Origin of the sequence: Caulobacter sp. Root487D2Y, assembly GCF_001427165.1 — a bacterium.
In the GTDB taxonomy this organism is placed as follows: domain Bacteria; phylum Pseudomonadota; class Alphaproteobacteria; order Caulobacterales; family Caulobacteraceae; genus Caulobacter.
The window spans coordinates 776,042-801,294 of record NZ_LMFD01000001.1; the positions used below are offsets into that span (position 1 = coordinate 776,042).

Below are 25,253 nucleotides of genomic sequence, written 5' to 3' on the forward strand. Positions count from 1 at the left end.
CGATAAGTCCTCGACTCCGTTCGCGAAAGCGCCGGCATGACACTCTACGAACGCACCGTCGACCTGGGCCTGAAGGCCTACAAGACGACGCTTTCGCCCTTCATCGGGCGTCAGTGCCGGTATCTGCCGACCTGCTCGGAATACGCGGCCCAGGCGCTCAAGGATCATGGACCCCTGAAAGGGTCCTGGCTCGCGGTGGGACGGATCTGCCGATGCAATCCGTTAGGCGGTTCAGGGTACGACCCGCCGCCTCCGCCCCGCGCGCCGCGCAAGTGGAAATGTGAAGAATGATCGACCTGATTTTCCCCGACGGCTCGGCCCGCCAGTACCCTGACGGTGCGACGGGCCGCGACGTGGCCGCCTCGATCTCCAAGTCGTTGGAGAAGAAGGCCCTGCTGATCAAGCTGGACGGCCAGCTGCTGGACCTGGACCGTCCGTTGACGGCCGATCTGCTGGGCCGCGGCAACCGCTTCGAGATCATCACGCGCGAGGCCCCCGAGGCCTTGGAAGTGATCCGCCACGACACCGCCCACATCCTGGCCGAGGCCGTGCAGGAGCTGTTCCCCGGCACCCAGGTGACGATCGGTCCGAACGTCGAGGACGGTTTCTATTACGACTTCGCCCGCGACGAGCCGTTCAGCCTCGACGACCTGCCGAAGATCGAGGAGCGCATGCGCCAGATCGTCGATCGCGACGAGAAGATCCGCCGCGAGGAAGTCGAGCGTGACGCCGCCATCGCCGACTTCGAGGCCATGGGCGAAAGCTACAAGGCCCAGATCATCCGTGACCTGCCGGTCAGCGACACGATCACGGTCTATCACCAGGGCGAGAAGTGGAAGGATCTGTGCCGCGGTCCCCACCTTCCGTCGACCAAGGCGGTGGGCAAGGCCTTCAAGCTGACCAAGCTGGCCGGCGCCTATTGGCGCGGCGACCAGAACAACGCCCAGCTGCAGCGCATCTACGGCACGTCGTGGGCCAGCGAGGCCGATCTCGAGGCGCACCTGAAGCGTATCGAGGAGGCCGAGCGGCGCGATCACCGCAAGCTGGGCCGGACCATGGACCTCTTCCACATCCAGGAAGAGGGCAAGGGCATGGTGTTCTGGCACCCCAAGGGCTGGACGCTGTACCTGGCGCTGGAGGCCTATATGCGCCGCCGGCTGGACGCGGCCGGCTATCGCGAGGTCAAGACGCCCCAGATCCTCGACAAGAGCCTGTGGGAGAAGTCGGGCCACGCCGAGAAGTTCGGCCACGCCATGTTCATGTGCGAGAGCGCCGAGGGCGAGGTTCTGGCGGTCAAGCCGATGAACTGCCCCGGCCATATCCAGATCTTCAATGTCGGCCAGAAGAGCTATCGCGAGCTGCCGCTGCGCATGGCCGAGTTCGGCGCCTGCCACCGCTACGAGCCGTCGGGCGCCATGCACGGCATCATGCGCGTGCGGGCCTTCACCCAGGACGACGCCCACATCTTCTGCCGCGAAGAGCAGGTCACGGAGGAAAGCGCGCGCTTCATCGAACTGTTGCGCAGCGTCTATAACGACCTGGGCATGGAGCTGGCGGACGTGAAGTTCTCGACGCGTCCGGACTTGCGCGCCGGCACGGACGAGACCTGGGACAAGGCGGAGCACGCCCTGGCCACGGCCGCCGAGGCGGCGGGCGAGCGTCTGGTCGACCAGCCCGGCGAAGGCGCCTTCTATGGTCCCAAGCTGGAGTTCTCGCTGAAGGACGCCATCGGCCGGGTCTGGCAGTGCGGCACGCTGCAGCTGGACTTCGTCCTGCCCGAGCGCCTCGACGCCGAATACGTGGCCGAGGACGGCTCCAAGAAGCGGCCGGTCATGCTGCACCGGGCGATCCTGGGTTCGTTCGAGCGATTCATCGGCATTCTGTTGGAGAACTACGCCGGCCACCTGCCTTTGTGGCTGGCCCCGGTCCAGGTCGTGGTGGCCACGATCACGTCCGACGCCGACGATTACGCACAACGTGTGGCTGAGCGATTGACTTCCATGGGCATTCGCGCAGAGGTCGATTTCAGGAATGAAAAGATCAACTACAAGATTCGCGAACACAGTCTCGCGAAGGTGCCGGTGATTGCAGTGGTCGGGCGTAAGGAAGCTGAAAACGGAGAAGTCGCCCTGCGTCGCCTCGGCGGCGAAGGACAGAAGGTGTTGTCGCTGGAGGACGCCGTGCGCGCGTTGACCACGGAAGCGACCCCGCCGGACCTCGCCCGTGATCGCGCCGTGGCGGCGCCCGCGGAGTTGGCGCAGGCCTGATGAACAGCATTCTTCCTTCTCATTCGGCCTTCGTCTCGGGTGTGCGGCCGGTTCGGCCGCGCGTCTCCGTCGTCATGGTCGTCTATCAGACGGGAGACGCGCTGATCGAAAGCATCCAGCACGTGCTGGCCGAGCCGCTGGTCGACGAGTTCGTCATCATCGACAACGGTTCGCCGGCGGACTGGGCCGAACGGCTGCGGGCCCTGAGCCAGGCCGAGCCGCGCGTCGTGCTGCGGCAGGGCCACGGCAATGTCGGCTTCGCGCGCGGCGCCAACATGGGCGCCGAGACCGCGCGCGGCGAATACATCGTCTTCCTCAATCCGGACGCCAACCTGCAGGCCAATTGCGTCGAGGCCCTGGTCGCGGCTTTCGAGAACCAGCCGGTCCCCACAGTGGTCGGGGCGCGGGTGATGAACACCGACGGCACCGAACAGCGCGGCGGCCGGCGCGGCGAGGTCACGCCGGTCACCACCCTGCTCAGCTTCGGCCATCTGACCGCCCGGTTCAAAGGCCTGTCGAAATTCGAGATCCACCGCGAGCGCGAACCGACGCCGGACGCGGCCGTGCCGATGCCGACCATCTCCGGCGCGTGCTTCGCCCTGCGCCGCGAGGACTTCGACCTGCTGAGCGGCTTCGACGAAGGCTATTTCCTGCACGTCGAGGACATCGACCTGTGCTGGCGCGCCCGCCAGGCCGGCGGCCAGGTGCTGTTCCAGCCCAAGGCCGAGGTCATCCATCTGGGCCACACCAGCCTGGAGCATCCGCTGAAGGTCGAGTTCCACAAGGGCGTGGGCCTGTCGCGCTACTTCATCAAGCGGGCCGACTCGGTCCAGCGCTACATCCTCGCCGTCCTGCTGGCCCCGCTCATCCTGCTGATGAGCGTCTCCCGGCCGCTGATCTGGAAGATCACCGGGCGGCCGATCTGACGTCGCTCCCCGGCCTCGACCGGGGAGAGCGCCGTCGCCTAGTCGGCGAACACGAAGTTGTCGAACGCCACGAAGCCCAGCACGATCGTCAGCGAGGCCAGGCCGCCGAACCCGGCGGGGGCGAACGTCTGAGGCGAGGTGTTGTTGGGCGGCGTCGAGAAGACGGCGCTGATCGTGGAGCCGTCCGGCCGCGTTCCCGTGAACTCGATGGCCTGGGCGGTGATGGCGGGATTGGGGTTGCACATCTGCAGCGAGCGGAAGTCGAACTTATGGCCCGCGGCCGGCTTGACGGTCATCGTGGACGGCGAGCCGAAGGTGCCGACGAAGCCGTTGATGAAGCCGCTGCACCACTTGTTGCCGACGGAATTGGTGAAGGTCAGGCCTTGGGAGGTGTAGGCGGTGGCTATCGACGGGCAGCCGGGCGGGAAGTCCTGGTTGAACGTCACCGTCTTGGCCGCCACCCCCTCGAACACGAAGTTGTCGAAGGCCACGAAGCCCAGACTGACCACCAGGCTGGTCAGGTCGTCGAAACCGGCGGGGGCGAAGGTCTGCGGCGCGGTGCTGGCGTTGGGGGTGCTGAACTGGGCGCTGACCGAAGTGCCGTCGGCGCGGGTCCCGGTGAAGGTCGTGGTCTGGGGCGGGATCGCCGTGTTGGGATTGCACACCTGCAGCGACCCGAAGTCGAACACGCCGCCGTCGTCGCGGCTCACGAACAGCTGGCTGGGCGAGCCATAGGTGCCGACGAAGCCGTTGATGAACGGGCTGCACCAGGCGTTGCCGACCGAGTTGGTGAACACCAGGCCCCCGCTGCGGTAAGGTCCCGGCGCCGACGGGCAGCCGGACGGAATGTCTTGGAACGTGATCGTGTTCGCCATCGCTGTCCCCCTGTCTGACGCCTGAGCGCGTCGGCCGCGCGGCCGTGGAACCGGGCGACGATATCTATCTTGAGTCGCGCAGACTAAAGATGCTCGTTATGGGGTAGTCAAGGACGGCTAGGCGGGGAATGTCCCCGCCCGCGCCAGCGAAGACGCCGGTGACGCCTTGCCCAGGCGTTCGCTGATGTCGCGGCCGATCTCGATCAGGGCGCCCAGGTCGTAGCCGGTTTCGAAGCCGGCCCGTTCCAGCATGTAGACCAGGTCCTCGGTGCCGATGTTGCCGGTGGCGTTCGGCGCGAACGGGCAGCCGCCCAGGCCGCCGACCGAGGCGTCCAGCACGTCGATCCCGGCCTCGACGCTGGCATAGGCGTTGGCCAGGCCGGTGTTGCGGGTGTCGTGGAAGTGCATGCGCAGGCGGACGTCCGGTGCGGCCGCGCGCACGGCTTCGATCCGTCGGCGGACGGTCCAGGGATCGGCGACCCCGATGGTGTCGGCGATGGCGAGCTCGGTCACGCCCATGGACGCGGCGTCGCGGGCGATGGCCGCCACCTGGTCCTCGGAGACCTCGCCGTCGAACGGACAGCCGAAGGCCACCGAGATCGTGGCGGTGATCGGAGGGCCGCCCTCGACCGCCTGGCGCTCGACGATGGCGGCCAGGGCGTCGACCTGCTGGGCGGCCGTGGCGCCCTGGTTGGCCAGGCCAAAGCCGTCGGTGGCGCAGACCACGACATTGGCCTCGTCGCACTGGGCGGCCACGCAGCGCTCCCAGCCGCGCATGTTCAGCACCAGGCCGATTCGCGAATGCTCCAGATCGGGCGTCAGCGCCGCCTGGATTTCCTCGGCCCCGGCCATCTGGGGCACGCGGTTGGGATTGACGAACGAGACGGTCTCGATGCGCTTGGCGCCGGCGGCCTCGAGCCGACGGATCAGCTCCAGCTTCTCGCCGACCGGCAGGGACAGTTTCTCGTTCTGCAGGCCGTCGCGCGGACCGACCTCGACGATCTGGATGAAGCGGCTCATGGGCGGGCCTCCGCTTGGGTTTCCGCGGTCTCGTCGCCGGTCTCGTCCTCAGGGCGGATCGGCGCGCCGCGATAGAGCGTCAGGCGCTCTTCGTCGCCGTCGGAATAGTCGAAGCCCGCGACCACGCCGGCTGGGCGGGCGGTCTGGCCCAGGGCGGCGAGGGCGGCCTGGAACGCCTTTTCCTGGCGGCCCTCGACCACGGCGGGACGGCCCTGGGCGACGGCCTTGGCCGCGCCGACCGGGTCGGTCAGTTCGGTGGTGGTGCCCAGCAGGAAGATCATGCTGGGCTCGGCGTAGCCGGTGACGGCCACGGGGCCCGGCGCGCCGCCCCGGGGCGCCAGGTCGGCCTGTTCCAGGGCCTTTTCCAGGCGCGGCGCCAGCAGCAGCGGCTCCAGGCGGGGAACGAGAAGGCCGACCAGGGCGGCGTGGGCGGCGATGCCGATCGCCCCGGCCGCGACCAGGGCCGTGGCGGCGGTCTTGCGCATGATCAGCACGGCCCCGACGCCGCCCGAGGCCAGGAACAGCAGGGCGGTCAGCGCCGTCCAGGGAATGTCGCCGGAATCGCCGTGCTCGCGCTGCAGATAGATCGCCACGACCGCGAACAGCAGGCCCGCCAGGGCCGACAAGATCGCGCCGATCACCCGCGAGATCGGGCCGAGCGGGGCGCGCAGGGCGGCGGCCATCAGCATGCACAGGGCCGGCACGGCGGGCAGGGTGTAGTGCACCAGCTTGGTCGGCAGGATCTCGAACACCAGCCAGGTCGGGATCAGCCAGCACAGGGCGAAGCGGATCCCGGCCTCCTTGCGCCCGGTCCAGCCCTGGACCAGGCCGGCGGGCAGCAACAGCGTGGTCGGAAACACCAGCAGGAACGCCGCCAGGGCGTAGCTGCCGAACGGCGCGCCGTGGCTTTCCTGGCCGCCGGCCAGCTTGGGGGCCAGGTCGCCGGCCACGGCCGTCGACCAGAAGGCGCCGTCGGTGGCCACGGTGATCATCATCGCCCAGGGCAGGACGATGGCCGCCAGCACGGTCACGCCCCAGCCCCAGCCCAGGTCCTTGATCCAGACCGCCTTGCGGTCCCAGATCCACAGGGCGATCACGCTGAGCGCCACGACCATCAGCCCGACCGGGCCCTTGATCAGCACGCCCATGGCCAGGCCGACCCAGAAGGCCAGCTTGGTCCAACGATGAACCTTCTCGCCCGCGAGATGCGCGGCGTAGATCCGCATCAGGGCGGCCATGGCCAGGGTGGTGAAGCCGCACAGGGCCGCGTCGGTCTTGGCGATGAAGGCCTCGGTCGACAGCAGGATGGTCGCGCCCAATATGCCGCCGGCCAGCAGGCCGGTCTTGGGTCCCAGCAGGGCCGCCGCGCCCCAGGCGCAGGCCGCCGCCGCCAGCATGGCGCCCAGCAGCGAGGGGAGGCGATAGGCCCAGATGCCGCGGTCCTCGGCGGCCGAGAACGCGGTGACGCTGGCCGCCTGCAGCCAGTGGATGCCGACCGGCTTCTTGAAGCGCGGCTGGTCCTGGAACTTGATGACGACCATGTCGTCGGTTTCCAGCATCTGGGCGGTCGCCTGGGCGAAGCGGGATTCGTCGCGGTCGAGCGGCGGCATGGCGAACAGGCCGGGCAGGCCGGCGATCAGCGCCACCAGCGCGGCGAACAGCGGACCGCGCCAGCCGCGGCTCCAATCATCCAGGCGTGATTCAAGCGTCATTGTAGTGGAATAGCACGATCCTTCTTTCTGGCTATTTTTGCGCTATGAGAGGGCGATGACCGCTTCCGCTTCCGCTATTCCCGACTATTCCGTCGTCGTGCCCGTCTTCGACGAGGGCGGGGCGGCGCCTGCCCTGGCGCGCGAGATCGCCGCCGCCTTCGCGGGCGAAAACCACGAGATCATCTTCATCGACGACGCCAGCCGCGACGACACCAAGGCCCTGCTGGTGGCCCTGAAGGCCGAGATCCCGCAGCTGCGGGTGCTGAGCCATCGCAAGAATTCGGGCCAGAGCCGCGCCGTGCGCAGCGGCGTGCTGGCCGCCCGCGCCCCGATCGTCGTCACCCTGGACGGAGACGGCCAGAACGACCCGGCCGACGCGCCCCGTTTGGCGAAGGCGTTGAAGGCCGCCCCGCCCGAGCTGGCCCTGGTCGGCGGCGAGCGGGTCAAGCGCCAGGACAGCTCGGCCAAGCGCTTCGCCTCCAAGTTCGGCAACGGCGTGCGCAAGCGCATGCTGAAGGACACGGCCAACGACACCGGCTGCGGGCTCAAGGCCTTCCGCCGGGAGGCCTTCCTGCGCCTGCCCTATTTCGATCACATCCACCGCTACATCCCGGCCCTGATGCTGCGCGAGGGCTATCAGGTCGAGTTCCAGCCGGTGAACCACCGTCACCGCGAGAGCGGGGTGTCGAAATACACCAATTTCGGCCGGCTCAAGGCCTCGGTGTCCGACCTGCTGGGCGTGATGTGGCTGCAGACCCGGGCCCGCAATCCGCAAGGCGTGGACGAGGTTTGAGGGGTTAGCCCTTCTTTGCCTCCACCATCCCCCTCCGTCATCCTCGGACTTGTTCCGAGGACCCCTAGGTCCGCCGCGTTGTCGCTTGCAGCAAGGCCGCGACCTCACCGCCCCATGGATCATCCTTCTTCGCGGTTGAAGCAGGGGTCCTCGGAACAAGTCCGAGGATGACGGGCATTTGAGCGGAGCTCGCCCGCTGGGCGGCGCCGCCTTTCCGGAATCCGCAAAACCGGTTAACCCTGTCGTCCGTCGTCGCGCGCCTATGGGGCGCGCCTCTCGGGGGAGAGCCGGAACATGTTCGCCGCGTTTCCGCTGCTGGCCCTGCCAGTGCTGGTCTACAACCTGATCGTCCTGACCCTGGCGGGCGGCTTCCACGCCAACGGCGCCCAGGCCCGGCTGGCCGAGCAGCTGTTCACGATCCACATGACCTCCAAGGCGGACTGGACCGTCAGCCTGGGCGACCTGTTGCTGGCCGCCTCGCTGGTGGTGCTGTTCGTCGAGCTCTTGAAGTCGACGACCAGCCGCAAGATCGCGATCATCAACCACTCGCTGTCGATGGTGCTGTTCATCCTCTGCCTGGTCGAGTTCCTGCTGGCCCCGGCCTTCGGCACCTCGGTGTTCTTCCTGCTGACCGTGATGGTGCTGCTGGACGTGCTGGCCGGCTTCATCGTGACCATCGTCTCGGCCCGCCGCGACGTGGACTTCGGCGACGCGCACTAGTTCACGGCCGGGGACATGCCCTCGCGGCGTGTCCCCAGTCGAGATCGGTGCGTCGGAAGGGGACACGCCGCAAGGGCATGTCCCCGGTTAGCGCCGATTTAGACAAGACCCTTGCGGCGAAGCCGGGCCATGCTGACATCCTGTCTTTCGCGGGATCACGATCATGGCGTCCAAACCCGACATCTGGCTGGCGGCCGGCCTGCGCACTCCCTTCGCCAAGGTCGACGGGCCGCTGAAGACCCATGACGCCATCGCCCTGTCGGTCCCCGTGGTCCAGGCCATGCTCGCACAGGGGGCGCGGCCGGACTTCGCGATCTGGGGCACGGTGATCCCCAACCTGACCTGGAGCAACATCGCCCGCGAGGTGCTGCTGGACGCCGGGGCCGATCCGACCATCCCGGCCTTCTCGACGATCATGGCCTGCTCGACCAGCATGATCGGGGTTATCGAGGCCGCCGGCATGATCGACGGGCGCGGCCGCGACCTGGCCCTGGTCGGCGGGGTCGAGAGCATGAGCAAGGTCCAGATCGGGGCCAGCATCGCCTTCTCCGACTGGCTCAAGGGCTTCCAGGCCGCCAAGACTCCCGGCCAGAAGCTGGCGCACCTGACCAGGCTGAAGGCCGGCGACCTGAAGCTGTGGATTCCCAAGGTGGCCAATCGCACCACCGGCCTGTCGATGGGCGAGCACACCGAGATCACCGCCAAGGCGTGGAAGCTGGCCCGGGCCGACCAGGACCAGATCGCCTTCGAAAGCCACCAGCACGCGGTCGCGGCCTGGGAGGCCGGCTTCTTCGACGACCTGGTGATTCCGATCGGCGAGCTGAAGCGCGACACCATCCCGCGCAAGGATTCGACGCTGGAGAAGCTGGCCAAGCTGGCGCCGGCTTTCGACCGGACCAGCGGCCAGGGCACGCTGACGGCCGGCAATTCCTCGCCCCTGACCGATGGGGCCGCCGCGATCTGGGTGGCGTCCGAGGCGGGCCTGGCGCGCCTGCCGGCCAGGACGCCGCGGGTGAAGGTGGTCGACTACGAAGTCACCTCGATCGACCTGCGAAACGAAGGCCTGCTGATGGCCCCCGCCTACGGCGTGCCGCGCCTGCTGGCCCGCAACGGTCTGAACTACGCCGATGTCGGCCTGTGGGAGATCCACGAGGCCTTCGCCGCCCAGGTGCTGTCGCACATCGCCGCCTGGGAGGACGAGGCGTTCCGCAGGACCAAGGCGGGCGTCGATGTCGATCTGGGCAAGTTCCCGCGCGAGCGGATGAACCCGACGGGCGGCAGCCTGGCGGTCGGCCATCCGTTCGGGGCGACCGGGGCGCGGATCCTCAGCCAGGCTGTCAAGGAACTGGCCACCCGGCCCAAGGGCGAGAAGGCCATCGTCAGCATCTGCGCCGACGGCGGCCAGGGCACGATGATGCTGCTGGAAAGCGCCTAGGTCAGCGCCGTGAAGATCAGGGTCACCACGGCGATGTCGAAGAAGCGGGTCACGGCGGTGAGCAGCATGATGGGTCTCGTCGGCTGAATTCACCGACAGCCAAGCAAGACTGGCGCCAACGCCGCCTCCTGCGTTAGCCTCGCGTCATGGCGTTGTTCTTCGACCAGCTCTGGTACGACGCGCGGCTCGCCGAGCGGGGGCTGACGCGGGCGGTGCTGGCCGCCGTGGCCGGCATGACCGGCGAGGAGCTGGTCCTGGCCTACAAGGACCAGCGCGAGCTGACCGCCGCCCAGATCGCCGCCTTCGCCGAGCTTCTGGGCGTTCCGCTGGCCGAGGCCGCGCGCCGGGCGGGCGTGGGCGCGCACGCCGCGGCCCTGCCGGGCGAGGCGCTGACGCTGGAGCAGAAGGTGGCGATGCTGGAGGCGCGGGTCGCCGCGCTCGAAGCGGAACTGGCCCGCCTGAAGGGCTAGATTTCGGTCTTCTTGATCAGGCCCGCCTTGGGACGGCGGTCGGCCGGGCCGGAATATTCCGTGCCGAGATAGGTCGAACGCGCCGCGTCGAGCACTTCCTGCCCACCGCGCAGACCGCGCTTCTGGCCGCTCTGACCCATCAGATGGGCGGCGAAGGCGGCGAAGGCGCCCCCCCGGCGCGTGTTGGGTCGCGGATCGCGCGGCGGCGGGGCCGGCTGCTCGTCGCGCACGAAGGTCACGTCCTCTTCGCCGTCCGCCTCGGGACGGTCGGCGTCGCGCGGCGCGGGCAGCGCGCGGCGGGCGGGCTGGGCGCGCCGGATGGGGTCGATCGGACCGTTCATGGTGAAGAGTTGTGATCCATGACGGTTAAGGACCGGTCAGCCGGCGTGGTTAAGGGGTCGTGGAAGCGCGGTGCGTCCTTCGAGGCCCGCTACGCGGGCGCCTCAGGATGAGGAGCTTTGTTGCTCCGCATTCCTCATCCTGAGGTGTGAGGCGCAGCCGAGCCTCGAAGGACGCACGGCCCTAAGGCTTGGTCGCCAGCTTCTCGATCTGCTGCTGCATGGCCTCCAGCTGGCGCTTGAGGTCGGCCAGGGAGTCCTCGCTGGGCGCGGACGGCGCCGCCGCGGCGGGCGGCGGTGGTTCGGCCGGAGCGGCGGGCGCGTCCTCGGGCCGGGCGTAGGCGAACGGCGAGAACATCTTCATGGCCCGGTCGAACAGCGCCATGTTCTGGCGGATCTGCTCTTCGTAGACGCCCATGCCCGGCATGCCCTTGGCGCCGCCGATCCCCGGGGTCAGGCCCGCGAACTGGGTGCGCATGCGCTCCTGCTGCTTGGTGAAGCTCTCCAGCGACATTTCCAGATAGCTGGGCAGGAACGCCTGCATCGAATTGCCGTAGAACCCGATCAGCTGGCGCAGGAACTGGATCGGCAGCAGGTTCTGGCCGCCGCCGCGGTTTTCCTCTTCGAAGATGATCTGGGTCAGGACCGAACGGGTGATGTCGTCGTTGGTCTTGGCGTCGTACACCACGAAGTCGACTCCCTCCTTCACCATGTCCGACAGGTGCTCGAGGGTGACGTAAGAGGAAGAGGCTGTGTTGTAGAGGCGACGGTTGGCGTATTTCTTGATGACGACCTTCTGGCCGCCGTTCTTTTCGCCGGGGGCGCGGGCCGAACCCGTTTCGCCGTTTTCGTTGTTCTCGGACATTTCGTTCCCTAGGACAGCGTTGTCTCCGCCTTTTCGCATCGCACTATCGCGGAAGCAAAGGCATGGCGCCAGTACCGGCGGCGCTTGGAGTTCGCAACATCCCGTGAAAATGTGCGCGTGACGAACCCCGCAGGTTTATGCAAGGTGATGGTGCACCGCAAAATCATGGGCGCCGCAACTGCGAGAAGCGCCTGGAAACACGTCACGGGAGTTCCTTCGCCATGAGCGACATCGTCATCGTCTCCGCCGCCCGCACGCCGGTCGGATCGTTCCTCGGCGCCCTCTCCAGCCTGCCGGCTCACGAGCTGGGCAAGCTGGCCATCCAGGCCGCCGTCGAGCGGGCGGGCATCACGCCGGCCGACGTCGACGAGGTGATCCTGGGCCAGGTGCTGCAGGCCGCCGCCGGCCAGGGTCCGGCCCGCCAAGCCTCGGTCAACGCCGGCATCCCGGTCGAAAGCCCGGCCTGGAGTCTGAACCAGCTGTGCGGCTCGGGCCTGCGCGCGGTGGCCCTGGGCGCCCAGCAGATCGCCGCCGGCGACGCCGACATCGTGGTGGTGGGCGGCCAGGAGAGCATGAGCCAGGCCCCGCACGCCCAGGCCCTGCGCAACGGCCAGAAGATGGGCGACCTTTCCTTCGTCGACACCATGATCAAGGACGGTCTGTGGGACGCCTTCCACGGTTATCACATGGGCCAGACCGCCGAGAACATCGCCTCGCGCTGGCAGATCACCCGCGAGGCCCAGGACAAGTTCGCCGTCGCCAGCCAGAACAAGGCCGAGGCCGCCCAGAAGGCCGGCAGGTTCGACGCCGAGATCGCGCCGGTCACCATCAAGGGCCGCAAGGGCGACACGGTCGTCGACAAGGACGAATTCATCCGTCACGGCGTCACCCTGGACGGCATTTCGGGCCTCAAGCCGGCCTTCACCAAGGACGGCACGGTCACCGCCGCCAACGCCTCGGGCCTCAATGACGGGGCCGCCGCCCTGGTGCTGATGACCGCCGAGAACGCCAAGGCGCGCGGCCTGACGCCCCTGGCCCGCATCGCCTCGTGGGCCAATGCCGGCGTCGATCCCGAGATCATGGGCACCGGCCCGATCCCGGCCTCGAAGAAGGCGCTGGAAAAGGCTGGCTGGAAGGTCTCGGACCTGGACCTGGTCGAAAGCAACGAGGCCTTCGCCGCCCAGTCCCTGTGCGTGGTCAGCGAGCTGGGCCTCGACCCGGCCAAGGTCAATGTCAACGGCGGCGCCATCGCCATCGGCCACCCCATCGGCGCCTCGGGCGCGCGCATCCTGACCACCCTGGTCCACGAGATGAAGCGCTCGGGAGCCAAGAAGGGCCTGGCCACGTTGTGCATCGGCGGCGGCATGGGCGTGGCCATGTGCGTCGAGGCGGTCTGACCCCCAAGGCCTCGACGGGCGCTGTGATCAGACGCCTGTTTTGATTGGGCGTTTTGATTGGGCGTTTCGGCAAATTTTTCATGACGGGCGGCGTGGGGGCTTGTTCCCCCGCGCCACCCACGTGCAACCATAAGAAACTGGCGGGAGAAGATCATGGCGAGAGTTGCATTCGTGACCGGCGGCACCCGGGGCATCGGTCGGGCGATCTGCGAGCGGCTCGTGGCCGACGGAATGAAGGTAGCGGCCGGCTATTCCGGCAACGAGGAGGCCGCCGCGGCCTGCGCCAAGCAATTGGGCGTGATGGTGGTCAAGGGCAATGTCGGCGCGTTCGACGACTGCGCCGCCGCCGTCAAGAAGGTCGAGGCCGAGCTGGGCCCGATCGAGGTGCTGGTCAACAACGCCGGCATCACCCGCGACGGCATGCTGCACAAGATGACCTACGAGCAGTGGTCCGAAGTCATCCGGGTGAACTTGGACTCGGCCTTCAACATGACCCGTCCGGTCATCGAGGGCATGCGCGAGCGCGGCTGGGGCCGGATCATCAACATCAGCTCGATCAATGGCCAGAAGGGCCAGATGGGCCAGACCAACTATTCGGCCGCCAAGGCCGGGCTGATCGGCTTCACCAAGGCCCTGGCCCTGGAGAACGCCAAGAAGGGCGTGACCGCCAACGTCATCTGTCCGGGCTATATCGACACCGAGATGGTCGCGGCCGTGCCCGAGAACGTCCTGGCCGGCATCATCGCCGGCATCCCGGTCGGCCGCCTGGGCAAGGGCGAGGAGATCGCCGACATGGTCGCGTTCCTGGCCGGCGAGCGGGCCGGCTTCGTGACCGGCGCCACCCTGACGATCAACGGCGGCCAGTACATGGCCGCTTAACCGGGCCGCAAGGCGCGGCCTAAAGGCCACAGGGTGCGGCAAAAAGACATGACGGCTTGACGAAGACTCCCCGCCGGTTCGAAGATTCCGGCCGGCGGGGAAATTCTTCCAAGCATTTCATAGCGTCCTCCGGAAAATTGCGTGGCGGCAACAAGGTCTTCGGCGTCCAAGATTCGCCCCAGTCGCGGGGCATGACCCTGGGTATGAAGAGTCAATCGGCGGTGACGACGGGGCCAGGGCGCTGGGCGATCCTGCTGGCGGTCGCCCTCGCGGCCAACGCCGGCGCGGCGAACGCGCGGCAATCGTCCGTGAGCCTGCGCGACGTATTCTCCGGCAACCGCGGCGAAGTGCGCAAGACGCCGGCCCCGCCGATCGCCCGCTACGTGTCCGAAACCGGCGACGCCTTCATCCTGGACCGGGCCGCGCCCCAGCCGCTGATGAAGTTCGAGAACAGTTCCGAGGTCTGGGTGCTGTCGTCCCAGCCGGCGCCGCGCGGCGACACGATCTACAAGAACGAGATGGGCGAGCCGGTGCTGCGGGCCAGCAAGCTGGGCGGCATGACCCTGTTCACCCGCGAACGGCCGGGCGGCGACGCCGCCGCCCTGATGGGCAAGGCCAATTCGATCCAGCCGCCGCTGTACATCTCGGTCAACGTCCTGTTCCAGCGCCTGGTCCAGGCCAGCGCCCGCGCCAGCCGCGCGGCCCAGCACCGGGTGGCGTTCGAGACGATCGACGACGCCACGCCGGGCACCTCGGTCCTGGTCGCCGACACCGCCACCGTCACCGCCGAGGCCTTCGAGCGCATGGCCCGTGACGGCGACCGAAGCCTGCTGGCCCGCGTGACCCGCGTTCTGCTGGCCGAGGGCCACAAGCCCGGCGCCAGCCTGAAGGGCGGCGACCTGACGGTCACCTACGCGTCCGGCAAGGGCCTGTCGGGCCGGCCCTCGTCCAAGCGGATCATCAAGATCGTCAGCAAGTAGGGGCCGCCCCCACGCGCTAGCCCAGCCGCTTGCGGACCTGGATGAACAGGTAGGGCTCGAACGGCAGCGAGCGGTACTCGATCTTGTCGACCACGTTGTCGGCGCGCGAGCCCTTGTAGATCGTCCGCTCGCGGGTGACGTTGCGCGAGCTCCAGTTCGACAGGGTGGTGCGCACCGTCAGGTCCGAGCTGGGCTTCCATTCGACGAAGCCCTCGAAATATTGCTCCTGGCGGTTGGTGCGAACCTCGTTGAAGCGGAAGCGGCTGTTCTCGGTCGGACAGAAGGTGACGACGCCCCAGCTCCACTTGCCGCCGGGCATGTCGCGGGTGAAACGCAGGTCGCAGACGAACGGCGTCGCGCCGGTGATGCGGCGCTTCTCGAGGGTGACCGGGTCGGTGACCTCGCTGTCGAACCAGCTGAGGCGGCCTTTGATCTGGCCGCCGGAGATCCCCAGCTTCTGGGTCGGCACGGTCATGGCGATCACGAACTGGTCGGACCGGCCGTCGCCGATGTTGCTGGGCGCGTCGCCGCCGGTCGGCAGCGGCTTATAGTCGACGACGTCGGAAATCTCCGAGTGGGTCAGGGTGGCCGAGATCGAGCCCGCCCCCCAGAACCGCCGCTCCCACGCGACTTCGCCGACCCAGGAGCGCTGGGGCTCCAGATTGGCGTCGGCGCTGTCCTGGCTGCCGGCGGTCAGGTCGGCCGAGGCGATGAAGTCGCCGAAGTCCAGCTGCCCGACCTCGCGTTCGACCCGCACCCGCAGTTGGTCGGCGCCGGTGGGGTTCCAGGTCACCAGCACCCGGGGCTTGGGGTAGAAGAAGCTGCGCTCCAGGTCCACGCCGCCGCTCTGGGTGATGCGCGAGACCTCCATCCGCGCGCCGGCCTCGACGGTCAGTTTCGGATTGGCCCGCCAGACCGCCTTGCCGGCCGCCTCTCCCCGCAGCTCCTCGACCTTCACGTGCGGCGGGCCGATGTCGACCGGGGCGCCGTTGACGGTGTAGCCGATATTGCCGTCCAGGAAGTTGTAGGCGCCCTCGAGGCTGCCCTCCAGCGACAGGGTCTGCGAGCGGCGCTGCTTCAGCTCGCCCCGCAGGATGCTCTCGCCGGTCTTGTCGCGCTCGCGATAGACCTCGGCGCGCCCGGCGGCGGAGAAGGTCGAGCCGTAGGTCTCGTCGCCCAGGTTTTGCAGGAACACCAGCTGCAGGTCGGTGCGCGGGCCGATCTTGCGGTCGTAGCGGGCGCCGAACTCGCCGGTCCAGTTTTCGTCGGTCTCGCCGCTGTCCTGGCGGCCGGGGCCGGGCTCGTACTGGGTGTAGGTCACGTCGCGGTCGAACGAGAAGTACTCGATCTTGCCGTTGACCCGGATCTTGCCGCCCGGCGCGGCGCGCTGGACGGCGCCGCGGGCCACGTAGTTCTGGATCTGGTCGTAGCCCTTGAGGGCTTCCTTGATCGTCGGACGCCCGTCGGGAAAGCTGGTCACCCGCGACCCGCCGTCGAAGGTCTGGTCGGTGCGGTCGATCGTGCCCTTCACCGAGCCCTCGATCTCGTTGACCCCGTCCCGGCGCGAGGCCTGGAACTCCAGCAGCGGTCCGAACAGGCCGTCCGGATAGAGATAGGTCTGGAGATTGGCGACCTTCTCGACCTGGACGGTCGACTTGATCACCACATTGGCCAGGATCGTCTGGCCTTGCATGTCGATGCCCGGAGCGCCGCCGCGGATCAGCTCGACGCGCTCGACGGCCGAGGCCGAGATGCGCTTGAGGATGTCCTCGAGGTTCTCGCTCTTGGTGGTCGGGCGCTCGCCGTTGACCAGCACGTTGCCGGCCGTGCCGGCGAAGCCGCGGGCGCTGTCGCCGCCGTCCAGCCGGAAGCCGGGCAGGCGGGTGATCATGTCCAGGGCGGTGCTGGGGCGCTGTTCGGCGAAGAAGCTGGGCGGATAGCTGATCACCCCGCGCTGGGCCTCGGCGACCGGCGCGGCCACCTCGGGGGTGACGTCCCGCGGGGGCGCGGCCTGGGCCTCTGGCGCGGCAAGTCCCAGAGCGAAGATGACGGAAGCAAGGCTCATTACGCGATCCCCCAAAGCGCCCCCGCTTTGTGGCCGCGAACCTGTCGGTCCAGCTGCGCCAGAACCAGTTACAAAACCGAAAGGTAGGTTACATTTGTGAAATGTTGTCGCCGATCACCTTGGCCGTGATCGGAAACATCAGGTTTCACAAAGGGTTGTGACTATACCGCCGTGCCGCCGACGGTCAGGCCGGTGATCTTCAGCGAGGGCTGGCCCACACCGACCGGCACGCCCTGGCCCGACTTGCCGCAGACGCCGATGCCGGGATCGAAGTCGAAGTCGTGGCCGATCATCGTCACCTTGGTCAGGGCGCTGGGGCCGTCGCCGATCAGGGTCGCGCCCTTGACCGGTGCGGTGATCTTGCCGTCCTCGACCAGATAGGCCTCGGTGCACTGGAAGACGAACTTGCCGTTGGTGATGTCGACCTGGCCCCCGCCGAAATTGGCGCAGTAGAGGCCGCGCTTCATCGAGGCGATCATCTCGGCCGGGTCGTCCTTGCCCGCCAGCATGCCGGTGTTGGTCATGCGCGGCATGGGCATGTGGGCGTAGGACTGGCGGCGGCCGTTGCCGGTCGGCGCCATGCCCATCAGCCGGGCGCTCATCCGGTCGTGCATGTAGCCGACCAGGACGCCGTCCTCGATCAGCACGGTGCGCTCGGTGGGCGTGCCCTCGTCGTCGATGGTCAGCGAGCCGCGGCGGCCGGTGATGGCCCCGTCGTCGAACACGGTCACGCCCTTGGCGGCCACCCGCTCGCCGATGCGGCCCGAGAAGGCGCTGATGCCCTTGCGGTTGAAGTCGCCCTCCAGGCCGTGGCCGACGGCTTCGTGCAGCAGCACGCCGTTCCAGCCCGGGCCCAGCACCACGTCCATCTCGCCGGCCGGGCAGGCCACGGCGTCCAGATTGACCAGCGCCATGCGCAGGGCCTCGTCGACCTGGGCCTGCCACTTGTCGGGGCTGATCCAGGCCGAGAACCCGGCGCGGCCGCCGGCCCCGGATGATCCGGCCTCGCGCTTGCCGTCCTTCTCGACCGTGACCTGGACATTGATCCGCACCAGCGGCCGCACGTCGCGCAGCAGCCGGCCGTCGGCGCGCAGGATCTCGACCACGCGGCGCTCGCCGGCCATCGAGGCCATCACCTGGACGACGCGCGGATCGCGGGCCCGGGCGAACGCGTCGATTTCCTGGAGCAGGCTGACCTTGTCGGAGAACGCGGGGGACGAGACGGGGTCGTCCTCGCCGTAGTGCCTTTCGTTGGTGGCGCGCGGGGCCTCGGCGCTGACGCCGGCATAGCCGCGGCGGGCCAGCTTGGCCGAATCGGCGGCGCGGCCGATGGCGGCTTCCGAGATCTCGGCGGAATGGGCGTAGCCGGCGGTCTCCCCGGCCACCACCCGCAGGCCGAAGCCTTCGCCCGAATCATAGGAGGCGCTCTTGAGGCGGCCGTCGTCGAACACGAAGGCCTCGCTCTCGGAGCGTTCGACGAACAGCTCCCCGTCGTCGGCTCCGGCCAGGGCCTCGCCCAGGATGGCGCGGGCGCGCTCGGGATCGACATTGGCCGAGGCGAGCAGGGAAGGGGCGTTCATGAGAGCGGTCATGGGCTCACAGGTAAGCGTTTCATCCGCCTTCGTCATCACCCCGGCGACGATTCGGCGCGGTATCCAGCTTTCCCTCCCCTTTATGGGGAGGGTGGACGTGAAGCGGACGGGTGGGGCCTGCTGACTCATCAAACCCCACCCGACCCTGGCTCCGCCAGGGCCACCCTCCCCACAAGGGGGAGGGACGGGCGAAGGATCACCAGTCCTGGTGCACCTCGCCGGAGCCGGCGACGTTCGAGCTGAGGACGGTCGGCTTGCTGGTCAGATAGACGTCGCCGCTGCCGGCCACGTCGACCTCGGTCGCGCCGCGCGGGGCGACGTGCGCCTCGCCGCTGCCGGCCAGGGCGATCTTGGCGTCGCCGGTGTCCAGGCCCCGCAGGTCGGCCTCGCCCGAGCCGGAGACCCGCAGGTCGACCTTCCCGGCCTTGCCCTGGGCGTCGACGCCGCCGCTGCCGTTGATCTCCAGGACGAGGTCCGGCTGGTCATAGGCCTTCAGATAGAGGTCGCCGCTGCCGTTCAGGGTGAAGGACCGCACGCTGGGGGCGACGATCTCGATCGACAGTTCGTCGCTGTCGTTGCGGACGCGGATCCCGTGGCCGTAGACGGTGGCCGAGCCCTGGCCGTCGCGCAGGGCGATGCGGCCGTTCTCCAGGGTCACCCGGTCGACCAGCTCCTTGGGCCCGGTCACCTTGACGCTGGCCCCGGCCCCGGCGGCGGCCTGGGTGAAGATCACCTCGGCCGGCACGTCGATCTGCAGGGCGTCCGAGCCGCTCCAGGCGATCTGCCGGGTCGTGGTCTCGTCGTCCTGGTCATGGTGGAAGCCGGGCCCGATATGGACGTGGTCGTTGTCGTCGTTGACCTCGATGTTCCAGTCGGCCGGGAAGTTCCAGCCGTGCTGGGCGATGTCGCGACCGCCGATCATGAAGGCCGCGGTGAAGCAGCCGACGCAGAGCACGAAACTGGCGACGGCGACGATGGTCAGGTTGCGGATCATGACGGTCCCCTCAGACCTGGGTTTCGATGGCCGGCTTCAACAGCCGGTAGTGAAGGCGCCCGAACCAGACCAGGCCGTTGACCAGCCAGATGGTCAGCAGGGTGGTGACGGCGGCCATGGCGGTGGCGCCGGCCATCAGGCCGATGCCCGTCAGGAAGGCCACGACCGGACCGCCGGGCAATCCGGCGAACGGCCCCGCGGTCGTCACCGCGCCGCCGGCCACGAACATGACGATGGCGGCCATGAACAGGGCGAACAGCGTTCCCAGCACGCCCATCAGCAGGGGCAGCAGGAAGATGATGTCGATCGCCCCCAAGCCGACGATGGCGAAGATCGCGCCGGCGGCGGCCGAGGGGTTCTTGGTCTCCTCCCAGCGCTTGACCCCCTGCTCGGCGCGCTGTTCGCGGGCCAGGCGTTCGGGGTCGCCAAGGGCGGCGGCCACTTCACTCTCGCTGCGCCCGGCCTCCTGGGCGTCGTTGAAGTGGGCCTCGTAGTCGGCGACGATGTCGGCGATCTGGGCGGCGGGCATGCCGGCCAGGCCGCGCTTGAGGCGGATGAGGAATTCGGCGCGCGTCATGCGGCGGCTCCCAGGATGTTTTCGACGGCCGAGCTGAAGGCCGCCCATTCGGCCTTCTGGGCCGTGAAGCTGGCCCGACCGGCCTCGGTCAGGCGGTAATATTTACGTGGCGGGCCGCTCTGGGATTCCACCAGATAGGTCTCGACCTGGCCGTCCGACTGCATGCGGCGCATGAGCGGGTAGATCGTCCCTTCCCCCATATCGATATCCTTGGCGAGCTTGCTGGCGATTTCGTAGGCGTAGCTGTCGGCCTTCGACAGCAGGGCCAGCACGCACAGCGCCAGCACGCCTTTCTTCAGTTGAACTTCAATGGCTTCTGTCACGGCGTTCGGTTCTCCGAGCTGGGCCCGTTGCTGAGCACCCTTGTGACGCAAGGTAGTGTCCAATGCAAGGTAGCTGTCATTACATGTTAGTAATGGTACGTAGGCCGCGATAAGTGCTCAGTTAAGAGTGGTTCGCAGTTAGCCGAGGCAGGGCGTCGCGGGGGTGTTTCCCACAAGGTTTCTGGTGCTTGGCAACTTGGATCGGAGCGCGTATGCACGCCAGCGACCGGCCAGAGACGCCGGGATTGGTCGTTCGATTCCACGTCCCATGACGAAGTCGATTGCCAGGTCCCGTGTCGCTGGTCGTATTGTGCAATTCGGCGCGGCGTGGCGTTGACCTACGTCAACATCGCCGCCGAAACGGGCCGTGAGGGATATGAAGGCGCAAATTCAGGGGATGCGGCGGAAGTTGACGGGCGTAGCCGCCGTCGCCGCCACGACGATGGCCCTTTCGGGCGTGTTCGCGGGGCAAGCCCTCGCCAAGGGCGCCGAACTGCTGGGTCAGCCGACCCCCGGCGCCTACGATCTTCAGCGCGCGGCCTCGCCGCTGAAGTACGAGGCGATCGCCTTCCACGACCACATCCTGATGCCGATCATCACGGCCATCACCCTGCTGGTGCTGGGCCTGCTGATCTGGATCGTCATCCGCTACAACGCCAAGGCCAACCCGGTCCCGGCCAAGTTCAGCCATAACACCACCGTCGAGATCATCTGGACGATCGGCCCGGTGCTGATCCTGATGGTCATCGCCATCTTCTCGTTCAGGCTGCTGTTCGCCTACAACGACATGCCCAAGCCGTACCTGACGGTGAAGGCCACCGGCTACCAGTGGTACTGGGGCTATGAATATCCCGACCAGAAGATCAGCGAGATCACCTCGGTGCCGCTGAAGCAGGAAGAGGCCGTCGCCAAGGGCGTGCCGTACCTGCTGGCCGCCGACAAGCCGATGGTTGTTCCGGTAAACCAGGTGATCCGCGTGCAGGTCACCGGCGCCGACGTGATCCACGCCTTCGCCCTGCCGGCCTTCGGCCTGAAGACCGACGCGATTCCCGGCCGTCTGAACGAAACCTGGTTCAAGGCCGACAAGATCGGCGTCTATTACGGCCAGTGCTCGGAACTCTGCGGCGTCGACCACTCGAACATGCCGATCGAGATCCACGTCGTCAGCCAGGCCGACTTCGACGCCTGGGTGAAGTCCAAGACCGCGCCCGCCGCGCCGGCCGCGACGCCCGCCGCTGCTCCCGCAGCCGCCGGCGCCCCGGCCACGGTGACCCCGGCCGCGACCGCCCCCGCTTCCGCTCCGGCCGCGGCTCCCGCCGCGCCGGCGGCCTAAGATACGATTGCAGGATTAAGTCCGATGGCTCACGCCGCTGACATCGATCATCACGACGCTTCGCACGACGACGCCGACCACAAGCCGCCGTTCTTCGCGCGCTGGTTCGGCTCCACCAACCACAAGGACATCGGCACGCTCTACATCCTGTTCGCCATCATGGCGGGCCTGGTGGGCGGCGTGCTGTCGGGCCTGATCCGCTGGGAACTGGCCGAGCCGGGCATCCAGATCTTCGGTCCCAACTCGTCGATCAGCCTGATGGGCCTGATCGAACAGTCCAAGCACGGCTACAACGCCGTCGTCACCGCCCACGCCCTGATCATGATCTTCTTCATGGTCATGCCGGCGATGATCGGCGGCTTCGGCAACTGGTTCGTGCCGATCATGATCGGCGCGCCGGACATGGCCTTCCCGCGGATGAACAACATCTCGTTCTGGCTGCTGGTCGCCGCCTGGGTGCTGCTGCTGACCTCGATGTTCGTCGACGGCGGCCCGGGCAAGGGCTTCGGCGGCGGCTGGACGATCTATCCGCCCCTGTCGACCACCGGCCACACCGGCCCGTCGATGGACCTGGCGATCCTGGCCCTCCACCTGGCCGGCGCCTCGTCGATCCTCGGCGCGATCAACTTCATCACCACGATCTTCAACATGCGCGCGCCGGGCATGACCCTGCACCGCATGCCGCTGTTCGCCTGGTCGGTGCTGGTCACCGCCTTCCTGCTGCTGCTGTCGCTGCCCGTCCTGGCCGGCGCCATCACCATGCTGCTGACCGACCGCAACTTCGGCACCCACTTCTTCGACCCGGCCGCCGGCGGCGACCCCGTCATGTTCCAGCACCTGTTCTGGTTCTTCGGTCACCCGGAAGTCTACATCCTGATCCTGCCGGGCTTCGGCATTGTCAGCCACATCGTCTCGACCTTCTCCAAGAAGCCGATCTTCGGCTACCTGGCGATGGCCTACGCCATGGTCGCCATCGGCTTCGTCGGCTTCATCGTGTGGGCCCACCACATGTACACCGTCGGCATGAGCATCAACCTGCGCGCCTATTTCGTGGCCGCCACGATGGTCATCGCGGTTCCCACCGGCGTGAAGATCTTCTCGTGGATCGCCACGATGTGGGGCGGGTCGATCAGCTTCAAGACGCCCATGCTGTGGGCGATCGGCTTCATCTTCCTGTTCACCGTCGGCGGCGTGACCGGCGTGGTCCTGTCGAACGCCGGCATCGACTACAGCCTGCACGACACCTACTACGTCGTCGCCCACTTCCACTACGTGCTCAGCCTGGGCGCGGTGTTCGCCATCTTCGCCGGCTTCTTCTACTGGTTCGAGAAGATGTGGGGCGTGAAGTACAACGAGTTCCTGGGCTGCCTGCAGTTCTGGATCATGTTCGTCGGCGTGAACCTGGTGTTCTTCCCGCAGCACTTCCTGGGCCTGCAGGGCATGCCGCGCCGCTACGTGGATTATCCGGCCGCCTTCGCGCACTGGAACTACATCTCGTCGGTCGGCTACGCGATCACGGCCGTGGGCGTGGTGGTGTTCCTGGTGATCCTGCTGGAAGCCGCCATCCGTCGCCGCAAGGCCGAGGCCAATCCGTGGGGCGAAGGCGCCACCACCCTGGAATGGACCCTGTCCTCGCCGCCGCCGTTCCACCAGTTCAGCGACCCGCCGGTCATCAAGGCCGACAGCCACTGATCCTGGTAAGCTAGACACCCAAAGCGCGGGGGCGCGGGCCGGATGAGAATCCAGCCCGCGCCCTTCGCCCATCAAGACCGCAAGACCCTTAAGTAAAATGGCCCGTTCCCCCGTCCTGACTGGACATGTCCTGACACCCGAAGCCGAGGCGGCCCCAGCGGTCCGCCACGCCCGTTGGCAGGACTATTTCCAGCTGATGAAGCCGCGGGTGATGTCGCTGGTGGTGTTCACCGCCCTGACGGGGCTGCTGGCCGCCCGCGCGCCGATCCACCCGCTGCTGGGCGCGGTGGCGGTATTCTGCATCGCGGTCGGGGCCGGGGCCTCGGGCGCGCTGAACATGTGGTACGACGCCGACATCGACGCCAAGATGCGCCGCACGCGCGGCCGTCCGGTGCCCGCCGGCCTGGTCAAGGGCGAGGAAGCCGCCACCCTGGGCGTGGTGCTGAGCCTGCTGTCGGTGCTGCTGATGGGCATGGCGATCAACTGGCTGGCCGCCGGCCTGCTGGCCTTCACCATCGTGTTCTACGCGGTGGTCTACACCATGTGGCTCAAGCGCTGGACCGCCCAGAACATCGTCATCGGCGGCCTGGCCGGCGCCCTGCCTCCGGCCATCGGCTGGGCCGCGGCCACCGGCCACGCGCCGCTGAACGCCTGGCTGATGGTGCTGGTGATCTTCCTGTGGACCCCGCCGCACTTCTGGGCCCTGTCGCTGTACATCAGCACCGACTACGCCAAGGCCGGCGTGCCGATGCTGCCGGTGGTCAAGGGCGCCAAGGAGACCCGCAGGCAGATCCTGCTCTACAGCCTGGTCCTGATCCCGGTCTGCATCGCGCCGGTGTTCACTGGCCTGGGCGGCTGGCTCTATCTGGCGGTCTCGGGCCTGGGCGGCCTGGTGTTCCTGACCCTGGCCTGGCGGGTGTTCGCCAGCACGGCCGGCGACGCCGCCGACCCGCGTCCCGCCGACCGCGACCTCTACGAGGTGGGCGAAACGGAGGCCAAGCGCGGCAAGCCCGTCGGTGATGCGCGCCACGCCCGCAACCTGTTCGCCTTCTCGATCCTCTATCTGTTCGCCCTGTTCGCCGCCCTGCTGGCCGAGGCGGTGCTGGGCCTGCCCGTCCTGGGCCTGAAAGTGCTGGAGTTGCCGCTATGACCTCGCGCAAGGATCTGGATCCCGCCGCCAAGGCGCGCAGCGGCCGCAACATCGCCCTGGGCCTGGGCCTGGCGGCGTTCGTCATCCTGGTGTTCGTGGTCACCGTCGTGAAGCTGGGAGGCAATGTTGGCCCCCACTTCTAAGGACGACCTGTCGCCGGAAGCCATTCTTTCTCCTGAAGACCGGCGCAAGATCGAGGCCGACAACCTGGTCGGCGTCGGGCCCCGGCCGAAGGGGCGCGGTCACCTGAAGGTCGCGGCGATCTGCGGGGTGGCCTTCTTCGGCATGGTCGGCGCGGCCTATGCGGCGGTGCCGCTGTACAAGCTGTTCTGCCAGGCCACCGGCTTCGACGGCACGGTGCGCAAGGCCGTGGCCAAGCCGACCCAGGTGCTGGACCGCAAGATCGAGATCCGATTCGACGCCAATGTCCGCAACCTGCCCTGGGACTTCCAGGCCATGCAGGTCAGCCAGGACATCCGCATCGGCGAAACGGGCCTGGCCTTCTTCAAGGTGACCAACACCAGCGACAAGCCGCTGACCGGACGGGCGATGTACAACGTCGTCCCCGAGCAGGCCGGACCCTATTTCCAGAAGCTGGAATGCTTCTGCTTCTCCAGCCAGACGATCGAGCCCGGCCAGACGGTCGAGTTCCCGGTCGTCTATTTCGTCGACCCCGGCTTCGTGACGGATCCGGACACCAAGGGGAAGTCGGAGATCACGCTCTCCTACACCTTCTTCCCGGCGGTTCCGGACGCGGCCGGGACGAAACAGGCGGCGACGACGCCGCGCATCGTCGAACCCCTTGGCGGCAAGCCGCCGAGGGCGCTATAGCGTTTCAAACATGGCGTGT

At 67.9% G+C, this 25,253-nt stretch carries 25 protein-coding genes and 1 pseudogene; 15 read left to right on the top strand and 11 right to left on the bottom strand.

Annotated features, from left to right (window positions below; genetic code table 11):
• Nucleotides 1-36: 36 nt before the first annotated feature.
• From yidD to ASD38_RS03500, 3 genes are read left to right on the top strand one after another with little or no spacing between them, the layout of a single operon-like run.
• Nucleotides 37-291, top strand: a complete 255-nt coding sequence (yidD, locus tag ASD38_RS23180; RefSeq protein ID WP_082554589.1) for a membrane protein insertion efficiency factor YidD — start codon at nt 37-39, stop codon at nt 289-291.
• Nucleotides 288-2,267, top strand: a complete 1,980-nt coding sequence (gene thrS / locus ASD38_RS03495) for a threonine--tRNA ligase (protein WP_056435845.1) — start codon at nt 288-290, stop codon at nt 2,265-2,267. Before yidD ends, thrS begins: the two co-directional genes overlap by 4 nt.
• Complete coding sequence (locus ASD38_RS03500) at nt 2,267-3,193, top strand: glycosyltransferase family 2 protein (protein WP_056457642.1); 927 nt, start codon at nt 2,267-2,269, stop codon at nt 3,191-3,193. Before thrS ends, ASD38_RS03500 begins: the two co-directional genes overlap by 1 nt.
• 38 nt (nt 3,194-3,231) lie before the next feature.
• Here ASD38_RS03500 and ASD38_RS03505 read toward each other — a convergent pair whose 3' ends face one another.
• The 3 genes from ASD38_RS03505 to ASD38_RS03515 all read right to left on the bottom strand — a co-directional run bounded on the left by ASD38_RS03505 (nt 3,232) and on the right by ASD38_RS03515 (nt 6,800).
• Nucleotides 3,232-4,068 carry a hypothetical protein gene (locus tag ASD38_RS03505; RefSeq protein ID WP_056435839.1) on the bottom strand — a complete coding sequence of 279 codons (837 nt, stop codon included), beginning with the start codon at nt 4,066-4,068 and terminating at the stop codon, nt 3,232-3,234.
• Between the two features lie 117 nt (nt 4,069-4,185).
• A complete protein-coding gene (locus ASD38_RS03510) occupies nt 4,186-5,088 on the bottom strand; it encodes a hydroxymethylglutaryl-CoA lyase (protein WP_056457643.1) in 903 nt (300 codons plus the stop codon).
• Entirely contained in the window at nt 5,085-6,800 is a 1,716-nt protein-coding gene (locus ASD38_RS03515) for an ArnT family glycosyltransferase (protein ID WP_056457644.1), read from the bottom strand. The genes ASD38_RS03510 and ASD38_RS03515 overlap by 4 nt, the downstream gene beginning before the upstream one ends.
• A 55-nt stretch (nt 6,801-6,855) precedes the next feature.
• On the opposite strand from ASD38_RS03515, the gene ASD38_RS03520 reads away from it, so the two are divergent.
• From ASD38_RS03520 to ASD38_RS03535, 4 genes are all read left to right on the top strand, one after another.
• Nucleotides 6,856-7,593, top strand: a complete 738-nt coding sequence (locus ASD38_RS03520; RefSeq protein WP_056457647.1) for a glycosyltransferase family 2 protein — start codon at nt 6,856-6,858, stop codon at nt 7,591-7,593.
• 294 nt (nt 7,594-7,887) lie between these two features.
• Nucleotides 7,888-8,313: a hypothetical protein gene (locus tag ASD38_RS03525; RefSeq protein WP_056435827.1), complete on the top strand. Its 426-nt coding sequence runs from the start codon at nt 7,888-7,890 to the stop codon at nt 8,311-8,313.
• 163 nt (nt 8,314-8,476) lie between these two features.
• Nucleotides 8,477-9,748 carry an acetyl-CoA C-acyltransferase gene (locus ASD38_RS03530; RefSeq protein ID WP_056435824.1) on the top strand — a complete coding sequence of 424 codons (1,272 nt, stop codon included), beginning with the start codon at nt 8,477-8,479 and terminating at the stop codon, nt 9,746-9,748.
• Between the two features lie 146 nt (nt 9,749-9,894).
• On the top strand, nt 9,895-10,218 hold the full coding sequence (locus tag ASD38_RS03535) for a hypothetical protein (protein ID WP_056435821.1): 324 nt from the start codon (nt 9,895-9,897) through the stop codon (nt 10,216-10,218).
• Here ASD38_RS03535 and ASD38_RS03540 read toward each other — a convergent pair.
• From ASD38_RS03540 to phaR, 3 genes and pseudogenes are all read right to left on the bottom strand, one after another.
• Nucleotides 10,215-10,559, bottom strand: a complete 345-nt coding sequence (locus ASD38_RS03540; RefSeq protein WP_056457650.1) for a hypothetical protein — start codon at nt 10,557-10,559, stop codon at nt 10,215-10,217. The genes ASD38_RS03535 and ASD38_RS03540 overlap by 4 nt on opposite strands.
• Before the next feature lie 92 nt (nt 10,560-10,651).
• Nucleotides 10,652-10,716 (bottom strand): annotated as a pseudogene (locus ASD38_RS24445) (hypothetical protein); the annotation flags it as partial.
• Between the two features lie 24 nt (nt 10,717-10,740).
• Entirely contained in the window at nt 10,741-11,421 is a 681-nt protein-coding gene (gene phaR / locus ASD38_RS03545; protein ID WP_056435815.1) for a polyhydroxyalkanoate synthesis repressor PhaR, read from the bottom strand.
• Between the two features lie 221 nt (nt 11,422-11,642).
• Here phaR and ASD38_RS03550 point away from each other — a divergent pair, with 221 nt between their 5' ends.
• The 3 genes from ASD38_RS03550 (at nt 11,643) to ASD38_RS03560 (ending at nt 14,677) form a co-directional block, all read left to right on the top strand.
• Nucleotides 11,643-12,818, top strand: coding sequence for an acetyl-CoA C-acetyltransferase (locus ASD38_RS03550; RefSeq protein WP_056435812.1), 1,176 nt, complete (start codon nt 11,643-11,645; stop codon nt 12,816-12,818).
• A 153-nt stretch (nt 12,819-12,971) separates the two neighbouring features.
• On the top strand, nt 12,972-13,697 hold the full coding sequence (locus ASD38_RS03555) for a beta-ketoacyl-ACP reductase (protein WP_056435810.1): 726 nt from the start codon (nt 12,972-12,974) through the stop codon (nt 13,695-13,697).
• A 203-nt stretch (nt 13,698-13,900) separates the two neighbouring features.
• Entirely contained in the window at nt 13,901-14,677 is a 777-nt protein-coding gene (locus ASD38_RS03560; protein ID WP_235523747.1) for a DUF4908 domain-containing protein, read from the top strand.
• A 16-nt stretch (nt 14,678-14,693) separates the two neighbouring features.
• Here ASD38_RS03560 and ASD38_RS03565 read toward each other — a convergent pair whose 3' ends face one another.
• The 5 genes from ASD38_RS03565 to ASD38_RS03585 all read right to left on the bottom strand — a co-directional run bounded on the left by ASD38_RS03565 (nt 14,694) and on the right by ASD38_RS03585 (nt 20,228).
• Nucleotides 14,694-16,742 (bottom strand): TonB-dependent receptor plug domain-containing protein, encoded by a 2,049-nt coding sequence (locus ASD38_RS03565; RefSeq protein ID WP_056457653.1) that lies wholly within the window; start codon nt 16,740-16,742, stop codon nt 14,694-14,696.
• A gap of 161 nt (nt 16,743-16,903) precedes the next feature.
• Entirely contained in the window at nt 16,904-18,334 is a 1,431-nt protein-coding gene (gene tldD / locus ASD38_RS03570) for a metalloprotease TldD (protein ID WP_056457655.1), read from the bottom strand.
• A 196-nt stretch (nt 18,335-18,530) separates the two neighbouring features.
• A complete protein-coding gene (locus tag ASD38_RS03575; RefSeq protein ID WP_056435801.1) occupies nt 18,531-19,328 on the bottom strand; it encodes a GIN domain-containing protein in 798 nt (265 codons plus the stop codon).
• Between the two features lie 10 nt (nt 19,329-19,338).
• A complete protein-coding gene (locus ASD38_RS03580) occupies nt 19,339-19,905 on the bottom strand; it encodes a DUF1700 domain-containing protein (RefSeq protein WP_056435798.1) in 567 nt (188 codons plus the stop codon).
• Complete coding sequence (locus tag ASD38_RS03585) at nt 19,902-20,228, bottom strand: PadR family transcriptional regulator (protein ID WP_056435795.1); 327 nt, start codon at nt 20,226-20,228, stop codon at nt 19,902-19,904. Before ASD38_RS03585 ends, ASD38_RS03580 begins: the two co-directional genes overlap by 4 nt.
• Before the next feature lie 376 nt (nt 20,229-20,604).
• On the opposite strand from ASD38_RS03585, the gene coxB reads away from it, so the two are divergent.
• The 5 genes from coxB to ASD38_RS03605 all read left to right on the top strand — a co-directional run bounded on the left by coxB (nt 20,605) and on the right by ASD38_RS03605 (nt 25,234).
• On the top strand, nt 20,605-21,561 hold the full coding sequence (gene coxB / locus ASD38_RS03590) for a cytochrome c oxidase subunit II (protein WP_056435792.1): 957 nt from the start codon (nt 20,605-20,607) through the stop codon (nt 21,559-21,561).
• Between the two features lie 24 nt (nt 21,562-21,585).
• Entirely contained in the window at nt 21,586-23,253 is a 1,668-nt protein-coding gene (gene ctaD / locus ASD38_RS03595) for a cytochrome c oxidase subunit I (RefSeq protein ID WP_056435790.1), read from the top strand.
• A gap of 97 nt (nt 23,254-23,350) precedes the next feature.
• Entirely contained in the window at nt 23,351-24,403 is a 1,053-nt protein-coding gene (cyoE, locus tag ASD38_RS03600) for a heme o synthase (protein ID WP_056435788.1), read from the top strand.
• On the top strand, nt 24,400-24,546 hold the full coding sequence (locus tag ASD38_RS24250) for a hypothetical protein (protein ID WP_200941383.1): 147 nt from the start codon (nt 24,400-24,402) through the stop codon (nt 24,544-24,546). The genes cyoE and ASD38_RS24250 overlap by 4 nt, the downstream gene beginning before the upstream one ends.
• A gap of 49 nt (nt 24,547-24,595) precedes the next feature.
• Entirely contained in the window at nt 24,596-25,234 is a 639-nt protein-coding gene (locus ASD38_RS03605) for a cytochrome c oxidase assembly protein (RefSeq protein ID WP_056436302.1), read from the top strand.
• The last annotated feature ends 19 nt before the right edge of the window (nt 25,235-25,253 follow it).

Bases quoted from the DNA above. Each gene is read 5' to 3' on its own strand.
- ASD38_RS03500 (WP_056457642.1), top strand. From the start codon at position 2,267: ATGAACAGCATTCTTCCTTCTCATTCGGCCTTCGTCTCGGGTGTGCGG.
- ASD38_RS03525 (WP_056435827.1), top strand. From the start codon at position 7,888: ATGTTCGCCGCGTTTCCGCTGCTGGCCCTGCCAGTGCTGGTCTACAAC.
- ASD38_RS03565 (WP_056457653.1), bottom strand. From the start codon at position 16,742: ATGAGCCTTGCTTCCGTCATCTTCGCTCTGGGACTTGCCGCGCCAGAG.
- ASD38_RS03550 (WP_056435812.1), top strand. From the start codon at position 11,643: ATGAGCGACATCGTCATCGTCTCCGCCGCCCGCACGCCGGTCGGATCG.
- cyoE (WP_056435788.1), top strand. From the start codon at position 23,351: ATGGCCCGTTCCCCCGTCCTGACTGGACATGTCCTGACACCCGAAGCC.
- thrS (WP_056435845.1), top strand. From the start codon at position 288: ATGATCGACCTGATTTTCCCCGACGGCTCGGCCCGCCAGTACCCTGAC.
- ASD38_RS03575 (WP_056435801.1), bottom strand. From the start codon at position 19,328: ATGATCCGCAACCTGACCATCGTCGCCGTCGCCAGTTTCGTGCTCTGC.
- ASD38_RS03540 (WP_056457650.1), bottom strand. From the start codon at position 10,559: ATGAACGGTCCGATCGACCCCATCCGGCGCGCCCAGCCCGCCCGCCGC.
- tldD (WP_056457655.1), bottom strand. From the start codon at position 18,334: ATGACCGCTCTCATGAACGCCCCTTCCCTGCTCGCCTCGGCCAATGTC.
- ASD38_RS24250 (WP_200941383.1), top strand. From the start codon at position 24,400: ATGACCTCGCGCAAGGATCTGGATCCCGCCGCCAAGGCGCGCAGCGGC.
- ASD38_RS03555 (WP_056435810.1), top strand. From the start codon at position 12,972: ATGGCGAGAGTTGCATTCGTGACCGGCGGCACCCGGGGCATCGGTCGG.
- coxB (WP_056435792.1), top strand. From the start codon at position 20,605: ATGAAGGCGCAAATTCAGGGGATGCGGCGGAAGTTGACGGGCGTAGCC.
- phaR (WP_056435815.1), bottom strand. From the start codon at position 11,421: ATGTCCGAGAACAACGAAAACGGCGAAACGGGTTCGGCCCGCGCCCCC.
- yidD (WP_082554589.1), top strand. From the start codon at position 37: ATGACACTCTACGAACGCACCGTCGACCTGGGCCTGAAGGCCTACAAG.
- ctaD (WP_056435790.1), top strand. From the start codon at position 21,586: ATGGCTCACGCCGCTGACATCGATCATCACGACGCTTCGCACGACGAC.
- ASD38_RS03520 (WP_056457647.1), top strand. From the start codon at position 6,856: ATGACCGCTTCCGCTTCCGCTATTCCCGACTATTCCGTCGTCGTGCCC.
- ASD38_RS03580 (WP_056435798.1), bottom strand. From the start codon at position 19,905: ATGACGCGCGCCGAATTCCTCATCCGCCTCAAGCGCGGCCTGGCCGGC.
- ASD38_RS03530 (WP_056435824.1), top strand. From the start codon at position 8,477: ATGGCGTCCAAACCCGACATCTGGCTGGCGGCCGGCCTGCGCACTCCC.
- ASD38_RS03515 (WP_056457644.1), bottom strand. From the start codon at position 6,800: ATGACGCTTGAATCACGCCTGGATGATTGGAGCCGCGGCTGGCGCGGT.
- ASD38_RS03535 (WP_056435821.1), top strand. From the start codon at position 9,895: ATGGCGTTGTTCTTCGACCAGCTCTGGTACGACGCGCGGCTCGCCGAG.
- ASD38_RS03505 (WP_056435839.1), bottom strand. From the start codon at position 4,068: ATGGCGAACACGATCACGTTCCAAGACATTCCGTCCGGCTGCCCGTCG.
- ASD38_RS03510 (WP_056457643.1), bottom strand. From the start codon at position 5,088: ATGAGCCGCTTCATCCAGATCGTCGAGGTCGGTCCGCGCGACGGCCTG.
- ASD38_RS03560 (WP_235523747.1), top strand. From the start codon at position 13,901: ATGAAGAGTCAATCGGCGGTGACGACGGGGCCAGGGCGCTGGGCGATC.